This is a genomic window from Pseudomonas sp. GW821-FHT02A11 (genome assembly GCF_059421985.1).
The window spans coordinates 176,846-196,023 of sequence record NZ_JBWKWB010000009.1 but is presented as its reverse complement, the minus strand read 5'-3'; the positions used below and the strand labels follow the sequence as shown (position 1 = coordinate 196,023).

General features: G+C 60.9%; 13 protein-coding genes and 1 pseudogene. 12 read left to right on the top strand and 2 right to left on the bottom strand.

Annotated features, from left to right (window positions below; genetic code table 11):
• Positions 1-9: 9 nt before the first annotated feature.
• From AC07V9_RS15700 to pgi, 7 genes and pseudogenes are all read left to right on the top strand, one after another.
• On the top strand, positions 10-1,449 hold the full coding sequence (locus AC07V9_RS15700) for a sigma-54-dependent transcriptional regulator (RefSeq protein WP_495016585.1): 1,440 nt from the start codon (positions 10-12) through the stop codon (positions 1,447-1,449).
• Positions 1,450-2,229: 780 nt separating this feature from the next.
• Positions 2,230-3,627 carry a polynucleotide adenylyltransferase PcnB gene (locus tag AC07V9_RS15695; protein ID WP_495016584.1) on the top strand — a complete coding sequence of 466 codons (1,398 nt, stop codon included), beginning with the start codon at positions 2,230-2,232 and terminating at the stop codon, positions 3,625-3,627.
• Complete coding sequence (gene folK / locus AC07V9_RS15690; protein WP_495016583.1) at positions 3,627-4,115, top strand: 2-amino-4-hydroxy-6-hydroxymethyldihydropteridine diphosphokinase; 489 nt, start codon at positions 3,627-3,629, stop codon at positions 4,113-4,115. Before AC07V9_RS15695 ends, folK begins: the two co-directional genes overlap by 1 nt.
• A gap of 394 nt (positions 4,116-4,509) precedes the next feature.
• Complete coding sequence (panB, locus tag AC07V9_RS15685; RefSeq protein WP_495016582.1) at positions 4,510-5,310, top strand: 3-methyl-2-oxobutanoate hydroxymethyltransferase; 801 nt, start codon at positions 4,510-4,512, stop codon at positions 5,308-5,310.
• A complete protein-coding gene (panC, locus tag AC07V9_RS15680; RefSeq protein WP_495016581.1) occupies positions 5,307-6,158 on the top strand; it encodes a pantoate--beta-alanine ligase in 852 nt (283 codons plus the stop codon). Before panB ends, panC begins: the two co-directional genes overlap by 4 nt.
• Before the next feature lie 53 nt (positions 6,159-6,211).
• Positions 6,212-6,307: pseudogene (locus AC07V9_RS15675) on the top strand (aspartate 1-decarboxylase); the annotation flags it as partial.
• 165 nt (positions 6,308-6,472) lie between these two features.
• Complete coding sequence (gene pgi, locus AC07V9_RS15670) at positions 6,473-8,137, top strand: glucose-6-phosphate isomerase (protein ID WP_495016580.1); 1,665 nt, start codon at positions 6,473-6,475, stop codon at positions 8,135-8,137.
• A 79-nt stretch (positions 8,138-8,216) separates the two neighbouring features.
• Here the strand turns inward: pgi and AC07V9_RS15665 are convergent, their stop codons facing one another.
• A complete protein-coding gene (locus AC07V9_RS15665; RefSeq protein ID WP_495016579.1) occupies positions 8,217-8,951 on the bottom strand; it encodes a hypothetical protein in 735 nt (244 codons plus the stop codon).
• A 47-nt stretch (positions 8,952-8,998) separates the two neighbouring features.
• Here AC07V9_RS15665 and AC07V9_RS15660 point away from each other — a divergent pair, with 47 nt between their 5' ends.
• Both AC07V9_RS15660 and AC07V9_RS15655 read left to right on the top strand, forming a co-directional pair.
• Positions 8,999-9,868 carry an oxygenase MpaB family protein gene (locus AC07V9_RS15660; RefSeq protein ID WP_495016578.1) on the top strand — a complete coding sequence of 290 codons (870 nt, stop codon included), beginning with the start codon at positions 8,999-9,001 and terminating at the stop codon, positions 9,866-9,868.
• Positions 9,869-10,142: 274 nt separating this feature from the next.
• Positions 10,143-11,321: an acetyl-CoA C-acetyltransferase gene (locus tag AC07V9_RS15655; RefSeq protein ID WP_495016577.1), complete on the top strand. Its 1,179-nt coding sequence runs from the start codon at positions 10,143-10,145 to the stop codon at positions 11,319-11,321.
• 148 nt (positions 11,322-11,469) lie between these two features.
• Here the strand turns inward: AC07V9_RS15655 and mgtA are convergent, their stop codons facing one another.
• Positions 11,470-14,208, bottom strand: coding sequence for a magnesium-translocating P-type ATPase (gene mgtA / locus AC07V9_RS15650; protein ID WP_495016576.1), 2,739 nt, complete (start codon positions 14,206-14,208; stop codon positions 11,470-11,472).
• A 567-nt stretch (positions 14,209-14,775) separates the two neighbouring features.
• On the opposite strand from mgtA, the gene AC07V9_RS15645 reads away from it, so the two are divergent.
• The 3 genes from AC07V9_RS15645 (at position 14,776) to AC07V9_RS15635 (ending at position 19,178) form a co-directional block, all read left to right on the top strand.
• Complete coding sequence (locus AC07V9_RS15645) at positions 14,776-15,792, top strand: class I SAM-dependent rRNA methyltransferase (RefSeq protein ID WP_495016575.1); 1,017 nt, start codon at positions 14,776-14,778, stop codon at positions 15,790-15,792.
• 113 nt (positions 15,793-15,905) lie between these two features.
• Entirely contained in the window at positions 15,906-18,860 is a 2,955-nt protein-coding gene (locus tag AC07V9_RS15640; protein WP_495016574.1) for a DUF748 domain-containing protein, read from the top strand.
• Positions 18,861-18,863: 3 nt separating this feature from the next.
• The gene (locus tag AC07V9_RS15635) at positions 18,864-19,178 is read left to right on the top strand and encodes a DUF2845 domain-containing protein (protein ID WP_495016610.1); all 315 of its coding nucleotides are present in this window, start codon (positions 18,864-18,866) and stop codon (positions 19,176-19,178) included.

Genomic DNA, 19,178 nt, shown 5'->3' with positions numbered 1-19,178 from the left:
ACCGAATCAATGCCGCACATTTTGATCGTCGAAGACGAAACCATTATCCGCTCTGCCTTGCGTCGCTTGCTGGAACGTAATCAGTACCAGGTCAGTGAAGCCGGATCCGTGCAGGAAGCTCAGGAACGTTTCAGCATCCCCTCGTTTGATCTGATCGTCAGCGACCTGCGCCTGCCTGGCGCTCCGGGCACTGAACTCATCAAGCTCGGCCAGGGCAAACCCGTTCTGATCATGACCAGCTACGCCAGCCTGCGCTCGGCCGTGGACTCCATGAAGATGGGCGCGGTGGACTATATCGCCAAGCCTTTCGATCACGACGAAATGCTTCAAGCCGTCTCGCGCATCCTGCGTGACCGACAGACGGTACAGAGCCTGCAAGCCGAACGCGCCGCGGCGCCTGGCAAGGCGTCGTCCGCTGACAAGGCTGGCCCGGACAACAGCAACGGCGAGATCGGCATCATCGGCTCCTGCCCGCCGATGCAAGACCTGTACGGCAAGATCCGCAAGGTCGCGCCGACAGACTCCAACGTGCTGATTCAAGGTGAATCCGGCACGGGTAAAGAGCTGGTCGCCCGCGCGTTGCACAATCTTTCTCGCCGCGCCAAGGCGCCGATGATCTCGGTGAACTGCGCGGCGATCCCCGAAACGCTGATCGAGTCCGAGCTGTTCGGTCACGAGAAAGGCGCGTTTACCGGCGCCAGCGCAGGTCGCGCGGGTCTAGTGGAGGCGGCTGACGGCGGCACGCTGTTCCTCGATGAGATTGGCGAACTGCCACTTGAAGCCCAGGCTCGTTTGTTGCGCGTTTTGCAGGAAGGCGAGATTCGCCGTGTCGGCTCGGTGCAGTCGCAAAAAGTCGACGTGCGCCTGATCGCGGCGACTCACCGCGATCTCAAGAGCCTGGCCAAGGTCGGCCAGTTCCGTGAAGACCTCTATTACCGTCTGCACGTGATCGCCTTGAAGCTACCTGCCCTGCGCGAGCGCGGCGCCGACGTCAACGAGATCGCCAACGCCTTCCTCGCTCGCCAGAGCGCCAAGGCGGGCCGCAATGATCTGCGCTTCGGCCCGGATGCGGAACAAGCCATTCGCCAGTACTCCTGGCCCGGTAACGTTCGCGAGCTGGAAAACGCGGTCGAGCGCGCAGTGATCCTGTGCGAAAGCCCGGAAATCTCCGCAGACCTTTTGGGTATCGACATCGAACTGAGCGATCTGGACGTTGACGAGTTCATCGGCCTGGCGCCGCAGCAACCCTCGTCGAACTCCACGGCCCATGAACCGACCGAGGACCTGTCGCTGGAGGATTACTTCCAGCACTTCGTGCTCGAACATCAAGACCACATGACCGAGACCGAACTGGCGCGCAAACTCGGCGTGAGCCGCAAGTGCTTGTGGGAACGTCGTCAGCGCCTGGGCATTCCCCGTCGCAAGACCGGCGTGGCCAGCGAAACCTGAGAGAAATCTTGCGCGCAGGGCTCTGGCACGCGGCATAGCGGGACTTGTGAAAAAACTGTTACCTCAACAGCGACACGTAACAAAAGCCGGGGCGTACGGTAACGTAGTCCCGGTTTTTTTTGGCTACAAGAAAATAGCGTCATTTTGCCACACCCCCGGATTCAAAGGCTTCCAACGCATTTTGAAAAAGTTGGCACGCGTTCTGCAATATCCTTAGTACAAGAACAACAAAAATCAGTCACCCGCAAAACAACACAATAAAAACAAGACGAATCGACTCACGCATAACAAGAACAACACGGCGGAGGCGCAGCTAACTGATTCTTTTGGAGAGGCGTTGCATTTGGGACTTGTCCCGCAACCAGGCCGAGAACAACAAAAAACTACCCCAAGGTAGAGCCTGAACTGGTTGGATCGATCGATCACTGCAGCACAGCGACCAAAGCAATCCGTTTGCTCTTGACTCCCGATTGGGAGGTTTCACAGGCGATAAGCCGTGAATTGGGCGCTCAACAAAAACAAAAAGCCCAACAAACAATAAAAATAAGAGCACGCACTTTGGGGGAGCTTCGGCTCCCCCAGTAGCTTCCGAAACACCCCTTCTGCAATACAAATCCGCGCCTGACACCTCCGAAACAGCCGTTTCAGCCCCGCTTCTGCTGCCCGCCGAGCACGTTCGTGCAGCGTCCTACACCATCCCTCGACTAAATGCTAGAATCCCCGCCCATCGTGCGGCCATTCAGCGTCATTGGCCGAAATTTCCTTCAAACAGTGCATCCCATGCTGAAGAAGCTGTTCCAGTCATTCCGTTCTCCTCTGCGCAAGCCGCAGCAACATGTGCGTACAACGCCTGAAGTGCTCAGCAGCAGCCAGCATTCGTTGCAGCGCCAGCAGTTCAGCCGTTATGCGGTGAATATCGTCGAGCGTCTGCAAAACGCGGGCTATCAGGCCTATCTGGTGGGCGGTTGCGTACGAGACCTGATGCTGGGCATTACGCCAAAGGACTTCGACGTCGCCACCAGCGCCACGCCTGAGCAAGTCCGGGCCGAGTTTCGCAATGCGCGCATCATTGGCCGTCGCTTCAAGCTCGTTCACATCCATTTCGGCCGCGAAATCATTGAAGTCGCGACCTTCCGCGCCAACCACCCTCAAGATGAAGAAGACGAAGACACCAATCAGTCTTCGCGCAACGAGAGTGGGCGGATTCTGCGGGACAACGTTTACGGTACGCTGGAAGAAGACGCGCAACGCCGCGACTTCACCATCAACGCCCTGTATTACGATCCGGTCACCGAGCGCGTGCTCGATTACGCCAACGGCGTACACGACATCCGCAACCGGCTGATTCGCCTGATCGGCGATCCGCAGCAGCGCTATAAAGAAGACCCGGTGCGCATGCTGCGTGCCGTGCGTTTCGCCGCCAAGCTGGATTTCGGCATCGAGAAGCACAGCGCTACGCCGATTCGCCCACTGGCGCCGATGCTGCGGGATATTCCCGCCGCGCGCCTGTTCGAAGAAGTGCTCAAGCTGTTCCTCTCCGGCTACGCCGAGCCGACCTTCGAGATGCTGGTGGACCTGGAGCTGTTCGACCCGCTGTTCCCGGCCAGCTCCAAAGCCCTGGAATACAACCCGACCTACACCCACACGCTGATCAGCGAGGCCTTGGCCAATACTGACCTGCGCGTTAAGCAGAACAAACCGGTGACACCGGCGTTCCTGTTCGCAGCCTTGCTATGGCCTGCCCTGCCTGCGCGCGTGCTGCGCCTTCAAGAGCGTGGCATGCCACCGATTCCGGCGATGCAGGAAGCCGCTCACGAACTGATTACCGAACAGTGCCAACGCATCGCGATCCCGAAGCGCTTCACCATGCCGATTCGCGAGATCTGGGACATGCAGGAGCGTCTGCCGCGTCGTTCGGGCAAACGTGCCGACCTGCTGCTGGACAACCCGCGCTTCCGCGCAGGCTACGACTTCCTGCTGCTGCGTGAATCCGCAGGCGAGGAAACCGATGGCCTGGGCGAATGGTGGACCGACTATCAGGACGCCAACGAATCCGGCCGTCGCGACATGATTCGCGACCTGGGCAGCAAAGGCGAAGCCACCGGCCAAGGTCCGCGCAAACGTCGCCGCAGCGGTGGTGGCAAGCGCAAACGCGCAGGCGCGGACGCAGCGGAATAATGGCGCAGGTGGAACGGGTTTACATCGGCCTGGGCAGCAACCTGGCCGATCCTGCCGAGCAACTGCGCGAAGCCCTGAAAGCTTTGGGTCAGTTGCCTCAGACCAGCCTGTCAGGCGTTTCCTCTTTCTATGTGAGCGATTCGTTGCTGCCCGGCCAGCCGCGCTACACCAATGCGGTCGCGGCATTGGATACGACGCTTGAGCCCCTGGCGCTGCTCGATGCGTTGCAAGGCATCGAGAACGGCCAGGGCCGCGAGCGCCTTGAGCGCTGGGGACCGCGGACGCTGGACCTCGATATTCTGCTGTTCGGTGATCGCGTCATCGACGAGCCACGGCTCATGGTTCCGCATTACCACATGCATGCCCGGGCGTTTGTGCTGTATCCGCTGGCAGAGCTCGCGCCGGGGATTACCCTGGCCGATGGCCGTTCGCTGGATGATTTGTTGGCGCAATGCCCGTTTGAAGGGCTGGAACGATTGCCCGGCTGAATGTGACACCTGTACGGCCTTCTTCGCTGCCGTCGTAACCTCCGACGTCTCCTACAACGACCGCGCCGGACCGAGACACTTCGGCCCACCGGGGACCTGTGGGAGCTTCTGGAGTTTGCGACAGTGGTGAATGCGATCCATCAGGCGCAGTTGCAATTGCAGACGCCCACGATCGTTGCCGTTACCCTTCGGTAACATCCCCTCAAACCGGTAACACCCGGAATTGACTTCCCGCCCCCTCCTCACGAAGATAAGCGTCCCGAAGCCGGGCGACCGGCTTATAGGCGCCAGACAGGTTTATCCAAACATCGCGAAACGACGATGTGCCTGCATTTGCAGATGAATCACGCGTTGCTCGCCGCCGTATTCACCGCGCCTGAATGAGGATTTTTTCATGCCAGATATCACCGTTACGTCCCTGCTGGGCTTGAAGCAGAAAGGTGAAAAAATCACCATGCTCACCTGCTACGACGCAACCTTCGCCCACGTTGCCAGCCAGGCCGGTGTCGAAGTGCTGCTGGTCGGCGACTCGCTGGGCATGGTGCTGCAGGGCCACGACAGCACGCTGCCCGTCACCACTGCCGAGATGGCCTACCACGTTGCCAGCGTCAAACGCGGCAATCAGGGCGCGCTGATCCTGGCCGACCTGCCGTTCATGTCCTACGCCACCGCCGACCAGACCTTCGCCAACAGCGCGATGCTGATGCAGGCCGGTGCGCACATGATCAAGGTCGAGGGCGCAGCATGGCTGGGCGATTCCATTCGTCTGCTGGCCGAGCGCGGGATTCCGGTGTGCGCCCACATGGGCCTGACGCCCCAGGCGGTCAATGTGCTGGGTGGCTATAAAGTGCAGGGCCGTCTGGAAGCGCAGGCGCGGCAGATGCGCGCTGATGCGATCACCCTGGAACAGGCTGGCGCGGCGATGATTCTGCTCGAATGCGTGCCCAGCGAACTGGCCCAGGAAATCACCCACGCGGTGAAGATTCCAGTGATCGGCATCGGCGCCGGCAGCGCCACCGACGGTCAGGTGCTGGTGCTGCACGACATGCTCGGCCTGTCCCTCAGCGGCCGCGTGCCCAAGTTCGTGAAGAATTTCATGGCCGGCCAGCCTGACATCCAATCGGCCATCGGCGCCTATGTCAGTGCCGTCAAAAACGTCAGCTTCCCTGCTCCAGAACACGGATTCTCGGCATGAACACTGTAAAAACCGTGCGCGAATTGCGCGCAGCCGTCGCGCGAGCACGCAGCGAAGGCAAACGTATCGCGCTGGTCCCCACCATGGGCAACCTGCACAGCGGCCACACCGCGCTGGTCACCAAAGCCGCCCAGCGTGCCGACTTCGTGGTAGCGAGCATCTTCGTCAACCCGCTGCAGTTCGGCCCCAGCGAAGACTTGGCCACCTACCCGCGCACCCTGGCAGCCGATCAGGAGAAGCTGCTGCAAGCCGGCTGCCATCTGCTGTTCACGCCCACGGTCGACGAAATGTACCCCCACGGCATGGCCGACCAGACCATCGTGCGCGTTCCGGTCGTGTCTGAAGGCCTGTGCGGCGGCAGTCGCCCGGGACATTTCGACGGCGTTTCAACGGTAGTCAGCAAGCTGTTCAACATGGTCCAGCCGGACATCGCGATCTTCGGCCAGAAAGATTTCCAGCAACTGGCCGTGGTCAGTGCGCTGGTGCGAGACCTGAACATGCCGATTCAGATCATCGGCGAGCCTACCGTGCGCGCCGCCGATGGGCTGGCGCTTTCCTCGCGCAACGGCTACCTGACCGAGACCGAACGCGCCACCGCCCCTGCCTTGTATCGTGTGATCAAACAGATCGGCGAGGCGCTGCACGAGGGTAAAAGGAATTACGAAGAACTGTTGGTCGAGGGCAAGAAGGCGCTCGAGGCTGCCGGTCTGCGCCCCGATTACCTGGAGATCCGTCAGGCCGTGACCCTGCGCCCGGCCACAGCCGAGGACCAGGATCTGGTAGTGCTTGGCGCCGCCTTCCTGGGCAAGACCCGTCTGATCGACAACCTGCATCTGGCGCGCGAGTAACCCTCGCGCAGCAACACTGAGCACAAGTGTATTCGCAACTATGCTCACAACCCGAGGCCGCGCTTGTGAAATTCATGTGGCGCAGGCTTTATATGGCCTCGGGCGATGAACTTAGCCACACCCGCAATGCCATATCGGTACTGTTCGCCCGACAACGGCGAGATTACCTTGTGAGAAAAAGTACCGAGCAAAGGGAAAGCGAGGCGCAGACATCGGCGTTGCCGGGGATTAGTCTCTGACGCATTAACGAATTCGTGTCCAATCCTGGCTTTTCAGTGTCCACAGGCAGTTCAAGTACAAGGAAACCCGCAGCGATGGCGTACTACCGCACTCCTCATGACGTCACTACCCTGCCCGCCTGGCAGGCGCTCACCGATCACCGCAAAGCGATGCAGAATTTCAGCATGCGCGAAGCGTTCAACGAAAACCCGCAGCGCTTCAACGAATTCTCTCTGAGCAGCAGCGGACTGTTCCTCGACTACTCGAAAAACCTGATCACCGCCGAAACGCGTCAGCTGTTGGTCAATCTGGCCAACGAAGTGGGCTTGAAGGACGCGATCAAAGCGCAATACGACGGCGAGCTGGTCAACTCTTCCGAAGGCCGCCCGGCCTTGCACACCGCGCTGCGTCGTCCGGTGGGCGACAAGCTGCTAGTCAACGGCATCAACGTGATGCCCGAAGTGCACAAGGTGCTGAACCAGATCACCGATCTGGTGGGCCGCATTCACGACGGCCTGTGGCGCGGTTACACCGAAAAGCCGATCACCGACGTGGTGAACATCGGCATCGGTGGCTCATTCCTTGGCCCGGAGCTGGTGTCCGAAGCGCTGTTGTCCTACGCGCAGAAAGGCGTTCGCTGCCACTACCTGGCGAACATCGACGGCACCGAACTGCACGAGCTGACCAGCAAGCTGCGCGCCGAGACCACGCTCTTCATCGTCTCGTCCAAGACCTTCAGCACCCTGGAAACCCTGAAGAACGCCACCGCCGCACGCGCTTGGTATCTGGCTCAGGGTGGCTCCGAAGCCGAGCTGTATCGTCACTTCATTGCGGTATCGAGCAATAACGCCGCCGCTGTGGCGTTCGGTATCCGTGAAGAAAACATCTTCCCGATGTGGGATTGGGTCGGCGGTCGTTATTCGCTGTGGTCGGCCATCGGTTTGCCGATCGCGCTGGCGGTGGGCATGTCCAATTTCAAGGAACTGCTGTCCGGTGCCTACACCATGGACCAGCATTTCCAGAACGCGCCGTTCGAACAGAACATGCCAGCGCTGCTGGGCCTGCTGGGCGTCTGGTACGGCAATTTCTGGGGCGCGCAAAGCCACGCAATCCTGCCGTACGACCACTACCTGCGTAACATAACCAAACACTTGCAACAGCTGGACATGGAATCCAACGGCAAGAGCGTTCGCATGGACGGTGAACCGGTCAAGACCGACACCGGCCCTGTGATCTGGGGCGGCGTGGGCTGTAACGGTCAGCACGCCTACCACCAGTTGCTGCACCAGGGCACCCAGCTGATTCCGGCCGACTTCATCGTGCCGATCGTCAGCTTCAACCCGGTCTCTGACCACCACCAGTGGCTGTACGCCAACTGCCTGTCCCAGAGCCAGGCACTGATGCTGGGCAAGACCCGCGCTGAAGCCGAGGCCGAACTGCGCGCCAAAGGCATGTCTGAAGACGAAGTTCAGCGCGTGGCGCCGCACAAGGTCGTGCCGGGCAACCGTCCGAGCAACACCATCGTCGTCGAGCGCATCAGCCCTCGTCGTCTGGGTGCGCTGGTTGCGATGTACGAGCACAAGGTCTTCGTACAGAGCGTGGTCTGGGGTACCAACGCCTTCGACCAATGGGGCGTGGAACTGGGCAAGGAATTGGGCAAGGGCGTTTACAGCCGCCTCGTCGGCACGGAAGAAACCGTGGCTGAAGATGCGTCGACTCAAGGCCTGATCAATTATTTCCGCGGTCGTCACCGCGGCTGATCCTGCCTCGTTGCAACAACTCGAACCCGCCCCCTCGCAAGAGGGGGTGGGTTTTGTGCATCTGGCGGGCGGGAAGTGTTCAGTCTTCTATTTCCGAGAGCACCGTTGGATCGAGGTCGATGGTGTGCTGTCGTGGGTTGCGCTCGCAGACGAACACGTCATCCTTTGGCCCTTCTTTAGGCCCCAAATGACGAAGATGCATTCGAGTGCCGCACCACGGGCAGTCCGCCGTCAGCCTGTTCAGGTACAACCGACCCTTGTTGCTCATCTCCAGATAGTGCCTGGCCCCCAGAAAGTGTTCGAACTTGCAGCGCCGCAACACCGCAGAGATGACCACGGCGCTCATACCAATCCCCAACCAGAACATGAAAAACGTCGACCAGGAACTGGCCGTTCCCTGAAACAGCGTGAAATACAACCCGATGACGCTGGCACTGCCCGAGAGATACCCGAAGGTCGAGACCTTCTCACTGCTTACCCCTCGACCGCCAAGTGCCGGATGCCTCTGAATGTTCAGCTGCTCGGGCGTGAACATCGGGCGCTCATTGCGGTTGATGTTGACGTGGGCGCCTCTGAAGTCGCCGACGCCGACATTAAGGCTGCTGTCGCCGCTCTGCGAGCCATGATTTTCGTTGGGCAAGGCGCTCTCCTGCTTACGGATATGACAAAAGACAGGCGATTGTTCAGCACTGGCCTCGGGGCAACCATTCAACCTTGTCTTCCATACTTGTAGGACTGGGTAGGATTTCCTGTCATCCGTTGCCGTCAGCCAATGAGCGCAGACCTTGCCGAAACCTCGCTCCGGTAAGATCATGCGGCGCACCCTGCGCAAGCGCGCTCACTTACCCGACTGACTGGCCCATGGAATTCATCCGCACACGCATCGAAACCCAGGTCATGAGCATGACCGGTCTGGCGCTGGGCCAGCTGGACATGGAAAACCCCAAAGGCGACCCGGGTCTGTTCGGGCCGCAGGCGGTGTGCTGGCAGGTGCACGGCGATTTCCCAAGCATGCTGATCGGCGGCATCTGCGCCCTGATGCTGCAAATGCTTCATCCTCGCGTCCTGGCGGGGGTGTGGGACCACTCCAACTTTCGCGAGGACATGCTCGGTCGGCTGCGGCGCACCGGGCAGTTCATCTCCGGCACCACGTTTGGCTCGACCCATGACGCCAACTGGCTGATCGACAAAGTGCGCAGTATTCATTCGCAGATCAGCGGTACCGCGCCGGACGGTAGCCTCTACAAGGCTGATGATCCGAACCTGCTGACGTGGGTCCATGTGGCAGAGGTGAGCAGTTTCATGGCGGCGCATTTGCGTTACCTGAACCCCGATCTTTCCCTTCAGGAGCAGGATCGCTATTACGCCGAAACCGCGCTGGTGGCCGAGCGGCTGGGAGCACAAAACGTACCTCGCTCGACGCGCGCCATCGCCGAGTATCTGGAGGACATGCGCTCGGAACTGCTGTGCGACGAGCGCACCCGCGAGGTGCTGCGCATCCTGCGCCACGCTCCGGCCCCCAGCCGCCTGGCCAAACCCATGGGCAACCTGATGATGCACGCCGGGATCGAACTGCTGCCCGAGTGGGCCTGCGCGATGTTCGATATCCGCATGAGCCCCTTCAAGCGCAAGATGATTCGTGCGGGGGTGAACCGTACCGCGCCGATATTGCGCTGGGCTGTGCGTAACGCGTCAGTGCATCGGGCGCGGCGCAGGATGGGCATTAGCTGACACTCTGTTTAAAACCTGTGGGAGCGAATTCATTCGCGAAAAATGGTTCAGCCGACAGAGATGTGGGGGTTGTGCCAATGCCTCGCGAATGAATTCGCTCCCACAGGGTCAGCGGCGTTCTTTCGGCCAGCATCGCGGCAAAACGACAAAGGGCTTAAATTACCGCCATCATTCATGCCACCATGTGCGCCTTTGATTCCCCTGTCCCGGACCGCTCTTTTCAGCTTTCAACCCGGTCCCGGCACGTAAAACCACAACAGTGAGGATTCGCCCCATGCAAGACGTCGTAATCGTTGCCGCTACCCGCACCGCGGTCGGCAGTTTCCAGGGCTCGCTGGCGAATATTCCTGCAGTGGATCTGGGCGCTGCGGTTATCCGTCAGTTGCTGGCCCAGACCGGGCTGGACCCGGCGCAGGTCGACGAAGTGATCATGGGGCAAGTCCTCACCGCCGGTGCCGGTCAGAACCCTGCGCGTCAGGCGTCGATCAAGGCCGGCCTGCCGTTCGCGGTGCCAGCGATGACGCTGAATAAAGTCTGCGGTTCGGGTCTCAAGGCCCTGCACCTGGGCACTCAGGCGATCCGCTGCGGCGACGCCGACGTGATCATCGCGGGCGGCCAGGAAAGCATGAGCCTGGCCAACTACGTGATGCCGGGCGCGCGCACCGGTCTGCGCATGGGTCACGCCACCCTGGTCGACACCATGATCAGCGACGGCCTGTGGGATGCGTTCAACGACTACCACATGGGCATCACCGCCGAGAACCTGTCGGAAAAGTACGATATCAGCCGTGAGGCGCAGGACGCTTTCGCAGCCGCCTCGCAACAGAAAGCCGCTGCGGCCATCGAAGCCGGGCGTTTTGTCGATGAAATCACCCCGATCCTGATTCCCCAGCGCAAAGGCGACCCGATCGCCTTCGCCACCGACGAACAGCCCCGTGCAGGCACCACCGCCGAATCCCTGGGCAAGCTCAAGCCAGCCTTCAAGAAAGACGGCACAGTGACTGCGGGTAACGCCTCGTCGCTAAACGATGGCGCTGCTGCCGTCATTCTGATGAGCGCGAAAAAGGCCGAGGAACTGGACCTGCCCGTGCTGGCGCGCATTGCGGCGTATGCAAACGCAGGCGTCGACCCGGCGATCATGGGCATTGGCCCGGTCAGCGCCACCCGTCGTTGCCTGGACAAAGCGGGCTGGTCGCTGGACGAGCTGGACCTGATCGAAGCCAACGAAGCGTTTGCCGCGCAATCGCTGTCGGTGGGTAAAGAATTGGGTTGGGACATGGCCAAGGTCAACGTCAATGGCGGCGCCATCGCCATCGGCCACCCGATCGGTGCGTCGGGCTGCCGCGTGCTGGTGACCCTGCTGCATGAAATGATCAAGCGCGATGCCAGGAAGGGCCTGGCGACGTTGTGCATCGGTGGGGGTCAGGGCGTGGCGTTGGCGTTGGCGCGGTAATTCCACCCACACCGCAACTCCCCCTGTGGGAGCGAATTCATTCGCGATTGGCCAGTACACCCGACGCATATCTGTCGACTGTACCAAAGCATCGCGAATGAATTCGCTCCCACAGTTTGATCTCGGCCCGCCGTCAGGTCGGTGTCCCTCATTGCCAGCCAAACCTGCGCAGGTAAAAACCCTTCACCGCCTGAGTCAGCCCCACATACGCCAGCAAAATCACCGGCAGGATGACGAAGTACAGCGGCGGCAGCGCCTGCAGTTTGAAGTAGTGCGCTAGCGGTCCCATCGGCAGGAAGATCCCCACCGCCATGATCACCCCGGTCATCACCATCAGCGGCATGGCCGCGCGGCTTTGCAGGAACGGGATTTTCGGGGTACGGATCATGTGCACGATCAGCGTCTGAGTCAGCAGCCCCACCACGAACCAGCCTGACTGGAACAGGGTTTGGTGCTCAGGCGTGTTGGCGCCGAACACGTACCACATCACCGCAAAGGTGGTGATGTCGAAGATTGAGCTGATCGGCCCGAAGAACATCATGAAACGCCCCACGTCCGCAGGCTGCCAGCGTTGCGGTTTTTTCAGCAGTTCCTCGTCGACGTTATCGAACGGAATGGCGATCTGCGAAATGTCGTACAGCAGGTTCTGCACCAACAGATGCATCGGCAGCATCGGCAGAAACGGGATGAACGCACTGGCCACCAGCACCGAGAACACGTTGCCGAAGTTGGAGCTGGCGGTCATTTTGATGTACTTGAGCATGTTGGCGAAGGTGCGACGCCCTTCCAGCACACCCTCCTCCAGCACCATCAGGCTTTTTTCCAGCAGGATGATGTCGGCCGCTTCCTTGGCGATGTCTACCGCGCTGTCCACGGAAATACCGATGTCGGCGGTGCGCAGCGCAGGCGCGTCGTTGATGCCGTCGCCCATGAAACCCACCACATGACCGTTGGCCTTGAGCAGCCGCACGATGCGCTCCTTGTGGGAGGGCGTCAGCTTGGCGAACACGTTGGTGGTTTCCACCGCCACTGCCAGCTCAGCGTCGCTCATGCGTTCAACGTCACCGCCCAGCAACAGGCCCTGACGTTCCAGCCCCACTTCACGGCAGATCTTCGCGGTCACGCGCTCGTTGTCGCCGGTCAGGACTTTCACCGCCACGCCATGTTCCGCCAGGGCCTTCAGCGCAGGCGCGGTGCTTTCCTTGGGTGGATCGAGGAAGGCCACGTAACCGATCAGGGTCAGGTCGCTTTCATCGGCCAGGCCATAGGTGTCGCGCCCCGCTTCCATGGGGCGCGCAGCCACGGCCACAACGCGCAGGCCCTCTTCGTTGAAGCCGGCAGTGACCTGCACAATGCGCTCCAGCAGTTCCGGGGTCAGCGCTTCATCTGCTTCGCCGTGACGCACGCGATTGCACACCCCCAGCACTTCTTCCAGCGCGCCTTTGCAGATCAGCAGATGCGGCTGGCCTTGCTCCTGGACCACCACCGACATGCGTCGACGGTTGAAGTCGAACGGCACTTCATCGACTTTGCTGAAGGCCGTGCCTACTTGCAGTTCGCGATGGATTTCCACGTGTTCCAGCACCGCGACGTCCAGCAGGTTTTTCAGGCCGGTCTGGTAGTAGCTGTTCAGGTAGGCCATTTCCAGCACGTCATCGGACTCATCGCCCCACACGTCCACATGGCGGGCGAGGAAGATTTTGTCCTGGGTCAGCGTGCCGGTCTTGTCGGTGCACAGCACGTCCATGGCGCCGAAGTTCTGGATGGCGTCCAGACGTTTGACGATGACTTTCTTGCGCGACAGGAACACCGCGCCCTTGGCCAGCGTCGAGGTGACGATCATCGGCAGCATTTCCGGGGTCAGGCCCACGGCGATCGACAGCGCGAACAGCAGCGCTTCCATCCAGTCGCCTTTGGTGAAGCCGTTGATGAACAGCACCAGCGGAGCCATGACGAACATGAAGCGGATCAGCAGCCAGCTGACCTTGTTGACCCCGGCCTGAAACGAAGTGGGCGCGCGGTCGGTAGCGCTGACGCGTTGAGCCAGCGCGCCGAAATAGGTGCTGTTGCCGGTGGCCAGAATCACCGCGGTTGCCGCGCCAGACACGACGTTGGTGCCCATGAACAGAATGTTTTCCAGGTCCAGCGGGTTGCCGGTGTCGACTTCCTGGCGGCGGGCGAATTTCTCCACCGGCATTGATTCACCGGTCATCGCCGCTTGACTGACGAACAGGTCCTTGGCGCTGAGTACACGGCAGTCGGCGGGAATCATGTCACCGGCCGATAGCACGATCAGATCGCCCGGCACCAGTTGCTTGATCGGCAGTTCGATGCGCTGCGACTTGCCGTTCCCAGGCGTGCTTTCCTGCTCGGCATCTTCACGGCGCAGCACGGTGGCGGTGTTGCTGACCATTGCCTTGAGCGCGTCGGCCGCCTGGTTGGATCGGGTTTCCTGCCAGAAGCGCAGCAGCGTCGACAGCACCACCATGGAGAAAATCACGGTCGCAGCTTTCATGTCCTCGGTCAGCCAGGAGATGAAGGCCAGCAAGGTCAGCAGCAGGTTGAACGGGTTTTTGTAGCAGTGCCACAGGTGCACCCACCCAGGCAGCGGCTGTTCGTGTTCGACCTCGTTGAGGCCGTATTGCTGACGCAGGGCCAGTGCTTGGTCTTCGCTCAGGCCGTCGTGTTGGGTGTGCAGCCGTGCGAGCAACTCGGGCACGTCGCTGCTGGCACCCCGAGTGAGGGTTTGCGCCAACGTTGGCGGGACTTCGCGGCTGACGGTGGCGTCGGTCAGGCTGTCGAGCATCGCCAGCCGACGGAAGTGCCGGGCGAAGTGACGCGTGCGCAGAAAGCCTGCGAAGAACTCTTTCAGGGCGTTGAATTTCATGACTGTGTCCCCTGGACTGAAGGGCTACTGCTCATGGAGATTCAGAAGGCACAGCCGAGCGCGATGCGCGCTGTTCACGTGTGAACGGCGCACAACGGTAAGCCCGCGCGATCGAAAAACGGCGCGCGGCGCTTGGGCGTCAGGGAAAGGACAGGAAAAACAATCGCCTGCCGTTTCTCGCGTTGGTCAGCGAGATAACGGCAGTGAAAGGACTGCGCGTTATCTTGCCGAGAATTGGCCGGTCATCGAAACCGGCTGACGTCTGTCACTCGAACAAGTACCCACTGTGGGTCTCCGCATCTGTTGAAAACGGGCGAAGAATACGCCCGGCTTTTATGAGAGTAAACCGCCATCACAGCCCCTGCGCAGACTATTGCGCGGGGATTCAGGGACGGTTCAGGAAGGACGCCAGGACCTGTAGGAGCGCGCTTGCCCGCGACGGCGTCGCGTCTGACAACATTGTCGTCACAGGCACACCGCAATCGCGGGCAAGCGCGCTCCTACAGAGACTGGGGCTGGTCTGCCTGCTAGAATTGCGCGCCTTATTCCTGCCCCAAGGCGCCGAGCATGTCCTCCTTGAATCAGGCGCTCAGCGTCGCCCTCGAAAACCGCCAGCCCCTGCTCGCCGAGCTGCATGCTCAAGGCACCGACTGCTATCGCCTGTTCCACGGCAGTCAGGAAGGCGTAAGTGGCTTGACCATCGACCGCTACGGCCCGCAACTGCTGGTGCAAAGCTTCCACAGCACGCTGGACCGCGACTCGTTGCTGGCGGCACACGGGGCAATCAACGCGTATCTGGGGCAAGAGCTGATGCTGGTCTATAACGACCGCTCCCAGGGCAACTCGCGGATTGATCGTACAGACCCTGTCTATAAAGCCGACGATGCCGCGCTGGAAGATCTGATCGGTCACGAGTGGGGCCTGAACTATCGGGTTCGGGGTCGCCACGCAGGCCAGGACCCGCTGCTGTTTCTCGATCTGCGCAATGCACGCGGCTGGGTCAAGGCCCACGCCAAGGGTAAGAGCGTGCTCAACTTGTTCGCCTACACCTGCGGCGTGGGCCTGAGCGCGGCAGCCGGTGGCGCCCGTGACGTGTGCAACCTGGATTTCGCCGAAGGCAATCTGGCGGTGGGTCGCGAGAACGGCAAGCTGAACCCCGAGCTGCCCGAGATGCAGTTCATTCAGTCCGATTACTTCCCGGCGATTCGGCAACTGGCGGGCCTGCCGATCGCCTCCCGTCGCGGCCAGAAGCTACCCAGTTACGCGCGGCTGGAGCAACGTCAGTTCGACCTGGTCTTGCTCGACCCTCCGGCTTGGGCCAAAAGCGCGTTCGGCACGGTTGATCTGCTGCGCGACTACCAGAGTCTGCTCAAACCGGCCCTGCTGACCACTGCTGAAAACGGCGTGTTGATCTGCTGCAACAATCTGGCGAAGGTGAGCATGAACGACTGGCGCGATCAGGTGTTGCGTTGCGCGACCAAGATCGGCCGCCCGGTTCGCGACTGCCAGGTGCTCACGCCTGGCGCCGACTTTCCGTCGATGGATCAACAGCCCCCACTCAAGACCTTGATCTTGCAGCTTTGATCACGGACTGATCGCACGGAAATTTCCTACAACCAGCAAAGGCAATCGACTTCGGAACCAGATTGGCGTGCCATACTCAAAGGCACCTCATATCGAGAGAGTTGGCGACCTGTATGCCCAAAGGATTGAAACGCGCCATCGGCGCCTTGCTGGCCGCCTTCGCCATTTACAGTTTGCTGGGGTTCTTTATCCTGCCCGGCATCGCGCTGCGGGTGATCAATCAGCAGCTGGCGAACTATTCCACGGTTCCTGCGGCGCTCACCCGCCTCGAACTCAATCCCTACACCCTTGAAGTGACGCTTTGGGGCCTGAACATCGGCGCCCCGGGCAAAGAGCAGATCGGCTTCGAGCGCCTGTACGCCAATCTGCAGATCGACAGCGCCTGGACTAAAGCCCTGCACCTGACAGCCGTGGAGCTGGACAAGCCCAAGACCGAGCTGCTGTTTTCCAAAGACGGCACGCTCAACCTGGCCGGGCTGTTCAAATTGCCCCCGAGCGAGACCGCCAAGCCAGACGAGCCTCCAGGCAAGCCGTTCCCGCTGCGCATCGACGAGATCAAGCTGGCCGACGGTTACGTGCATTTCCAGGACCTGCGCCCCGGCGAACCCATCGAGTTTCTCTACGACACACTGAATTTCGAGCTGAAAAACCTCAGTACCCTGCCCGAAGACAACGCCGACATGACCCTCATCGCCGCAGGTCCTGAAGGCGGCCAGATCGACTGGGTGGGCAAAATCAGCCTGGTGCCGATTAGCTCCGAAGGCACCCTGAAAGTCACCGACGGCAAGATGAAGCTGTGGTGGCCTTACGTGCGGGACGCCCTGCCGCTGGTGCTCAAGGACGGCGTGCTCAACCTCGAAACCCACTACACGCTCAACCTGGCCAAAGAAACCGAAATGCGCCTGGACAACACGTCCATCAAGGTCGCGCCGTTCGCCATCGATGCGCCCGACGGTCGTCCGTTGGTGCGCCTGAAAAATCTTGAAGTCAGCGAAACCTCGCTGGATCTCGCCAAGCAGCTGGTCACCGTTGGCAAGATTCGCGGTCAGGGCCTTGAAACCTGGGCTGCGCGGGAAGCCGACGGACAGCTCGACTGGCAGAAACTGTTCGCCAGCCAGCCCTCGAAGAATGAGCAGAAAAAGGCCGAAGTCGAGAAGCAGCAACCCGCCACCGCGTCGGGCGCCGAAACCACGGCGAGCAAAGAACCCGCAGCGCCGAGCAAGCCCTGGCAGGTGCTGTTGCGCGACACCCAGCTGCGCGATTACCGCGTGCATCTGGCTGACAAAGTGCCCAAGGAGCCTGTTGCGCTGGAGGTCGGCCCGCTCAATCTGGACCTGACCCACTTCGACAGCCTCAACAAATCGCCCTTCAACCTCAAGCTCGACACCGGGCTGGGCAAACAGGGCAAGCTGACAGCCGAAGGCGAGGTCAATCTGGCACCGGTTCGCGCCAAGCTCAACGTCACCACCCGCGACATCGACCTGCGTCTGGCTCAGTCTTACGTCACCCCGTTCATCCGCCTTGAAGTGCGCAGCGGCATGCTCAACACCGATCTGGCCGTTGACCTCAAGAGCACCGAACCGCTGGCACTGGGCATCACCGGCAAGGCTCAGGTCGATCAGTTGCACACCCTGGACACCCTCAAATCCCGGGACTTCGTGAAGTGGCAGCAACTGAATGTCGAGGGCCTGAACTTCCAGCTCGGCGACAGCCTGAGTATCGCGACGGTGAACATCGAGCAGCCCTACGCGCGTTTCGTGATCGCCGATGACCGCACCACCAACATCGACGACCTGCTGATTCCCCAGCCTGCCGACGCGCCCAAAGCGGCGCCGCAAACCAGGACCGCCTCGGCCAGCAAACCGATGGGCATCCATATTGGCGAGGTGAATATCAACAACGGCTCGGCCAACTTTGCCGACTTCAGCCTCACCCCCAACTTCGCCACGGCCGTGCAACAGCTCAACGGCAAGATTGGCACGCTGGACAATCGCCAGGACAAACCGGCGCCGGTGGACATCAAAGGCAAGGTCGATCGCTACGCGCCAGTGACGATCAAAGGCGCGCTCAACCCCTTCAACCCGCTGGCCAGCCTCGACATCGCCACCAGTTTCAAGCGAGTCGAGCTGACCACGCTGACGCCTTACTCCGGCAAGTTCGCGGGCTATCGCATTCGCAAGGGCCGACTGAATCTGGACCTGCATTACCTGATCACCAAAGGCCAGCTCAAGGCCGAAAACAAGGTGGTGGTCGAACAGCTGCAACTGGGCGAGAAGGTCGACAGCCCGGACGCCGTGAACCTGCCGCTAAAGCTGGCGATTGCCTTGCTCAAGGACGTCGACGGCAAGATTTCCATCGAGCTGCCGGTGACCGGGGACCTGAACAACCCGCAATTCAGCGTGATGCCGATTGTCTGGCAGACCCTGCGCAATCTGGTGGTCAAAGCCGCTGCGGCACCGTTCAAGTTCATTGGCGGCCTGGTCAGTGGCGGCGGCTCGCAGGATCTGGGCACAGTGTCGTTCGCGCCGGGTTCGGATGAGCTCAGCGGCGACGCCCAGTCTTCCCTCGACAAACTGGCAGCGGCCTTGAAAGAACGCCCTGCCCTGCGCCTGGAAATCGAAGGCACCAGCGCCGAGGCCAGCGACGGCCCGCTGATTGCGCAGCAACGTCTGGAGCGCGAATACCAAAGCACCTACTACAAGATCCTGCAGCGCCGCGGCGACAAGGTGCCTGCCCAAGCGGGTGACCTGAAAGTGCCGGATGACGAGAAGCCGCCGATGCTCGAAGGCATCTATCGCACGCGCCTGAAACAGCAGCCACCGGCCGAATGGGTCGATCTGGGCAAGGAAGAACGGCAGAACAAGCTGCGCGAAGCGGTACTCAAATCCTGGAGTTCAAGCGCCCTGCTCCTGCGTCAACTCGGCCAGGCACGCGCAAGCAGCATCAAGGACTATCTGGTGGACAAGGGACAACTGGCCGATGACCGGGTCTATTTCGTTGACGCCGCCCTCGGTCAGCCGGAAAAAGACGGTCGCGTCATCAGCCCCCTGCATCTGGACAGTGAGTAACGAATTTTGAAGAAGGTGTTAACCACGACCGTGGCAGCCCTCGGTCTGGCAGCGTTGAGCGGTCTGGCCCAGGCCGACACGTTGCGTTGCGGCAGTCAGTTGATCAGTGTTGGCGACAGGATGTTCGAAGTGCAGCAGAAATGCGGCCAACCGGTGAGTCAGGACATCATTGGCTACAAGGAAACGGTCAATCATTTCCGCCAGGTCGATCAGGTGCAGGTTCAGGAATGGATCTACGGGCCGAACAACGGGATGTTCCAGTATTTGCGCTTTGAAGGCGGGAAACTGGTGCGCATCGATAGCAAGCGCGGCAAGTGA

What these genes read in the sequence shown, in the direction of transcription:
- AC07V9_RS15700 (WP_495016585.1), top strand. Translation starts at nt 10, where the DNA reads ATGCCGCACATTTTGATCGTCGAAGACGAAACCATTATCCGCTCTGCC.
- AC07V9_RS15695 (WP_495016584.1), top strand. Translation starts at nt 2,230, where the DNA reads ATGCTGAAGAAGCTGTTCCAGTCATTCCGTTCTCCTCTGCGCAAGCCG.
- folK (WP_495016583.1), top strand. Translation starts at nt 3,627, where the DNA reads ATGGCGCAGGTGGAACGGGTTTACATCGGCCTGGGCAGCAACCTGGCC.
- panB (WP_495016582.1), top strand. Translation starts at nt 4,510, where the DNA reads ATGCCAGATATCACCGTTACGTCCCTGCTGGGCTTGAAGCAGAAAGGT.
- panC (WP_495016581.1), top strand. Translation starts at nt 5,307, where the DNA reads ATGAACACTGTAAAAACCGTGCGCGAATTGCGCGCAGCCGTCGCGCGA.
- pgi (WP_495016580.1), top strand. Translation starts at nt 6,473, where the DNA reads ATGGCGTACTACCGCACTCCTCATGACGTCACTACCCTGCCCGCCTGG.
- AC07V9_RS15665 (WP_495016579.1), bottom strand. Translation starts at nt 8,951, where the DNA reads ATGATCTTACCGGAGCGAGGTTTCGGCAAGGTCTGCGCTCATTGGCTG.
- AC07V9_RS15660 (WP_495016578.1), top strand. Translation starts at nt 8,999, where the DNA reads ATGGAATTCATCCGCACACGCATCGAAACCCAGGTCATGAGCATGACC.
- AC07V9_RS15655 (WP_495016577.1), top strand. Translation starts at nt 10,143, where the DNA reads ATGCAAGACGTCGTAATCGTTGCCGCTACCCGCACCGCGGTCGGCAGT.
- mgtA (WP_495016576.1), bottom strand. Translation starts at nt 14,208, where the DNA reads ATGAAATTCAACGCCCTGAAAGAGTTCTTCGCAGGCTTTCTGCGCACG.
- AC07V9_RS15645 (WP_495016575.1), top strand. Translation starts at nt 14,776, where the DNA reads ATGTCCTCCTTGAATCAGGCGCTCAGCGTCGCCCTCGAAAACCGCCAG.
- AC07V9_RS15640 (WP_495016574.1), top strand. Translation starts at nt 15,906, where the DNA reads ATGCCCAAAGGATTGAAACGCGCCATCGGCGCCTTGCTGGCCGCCTTC.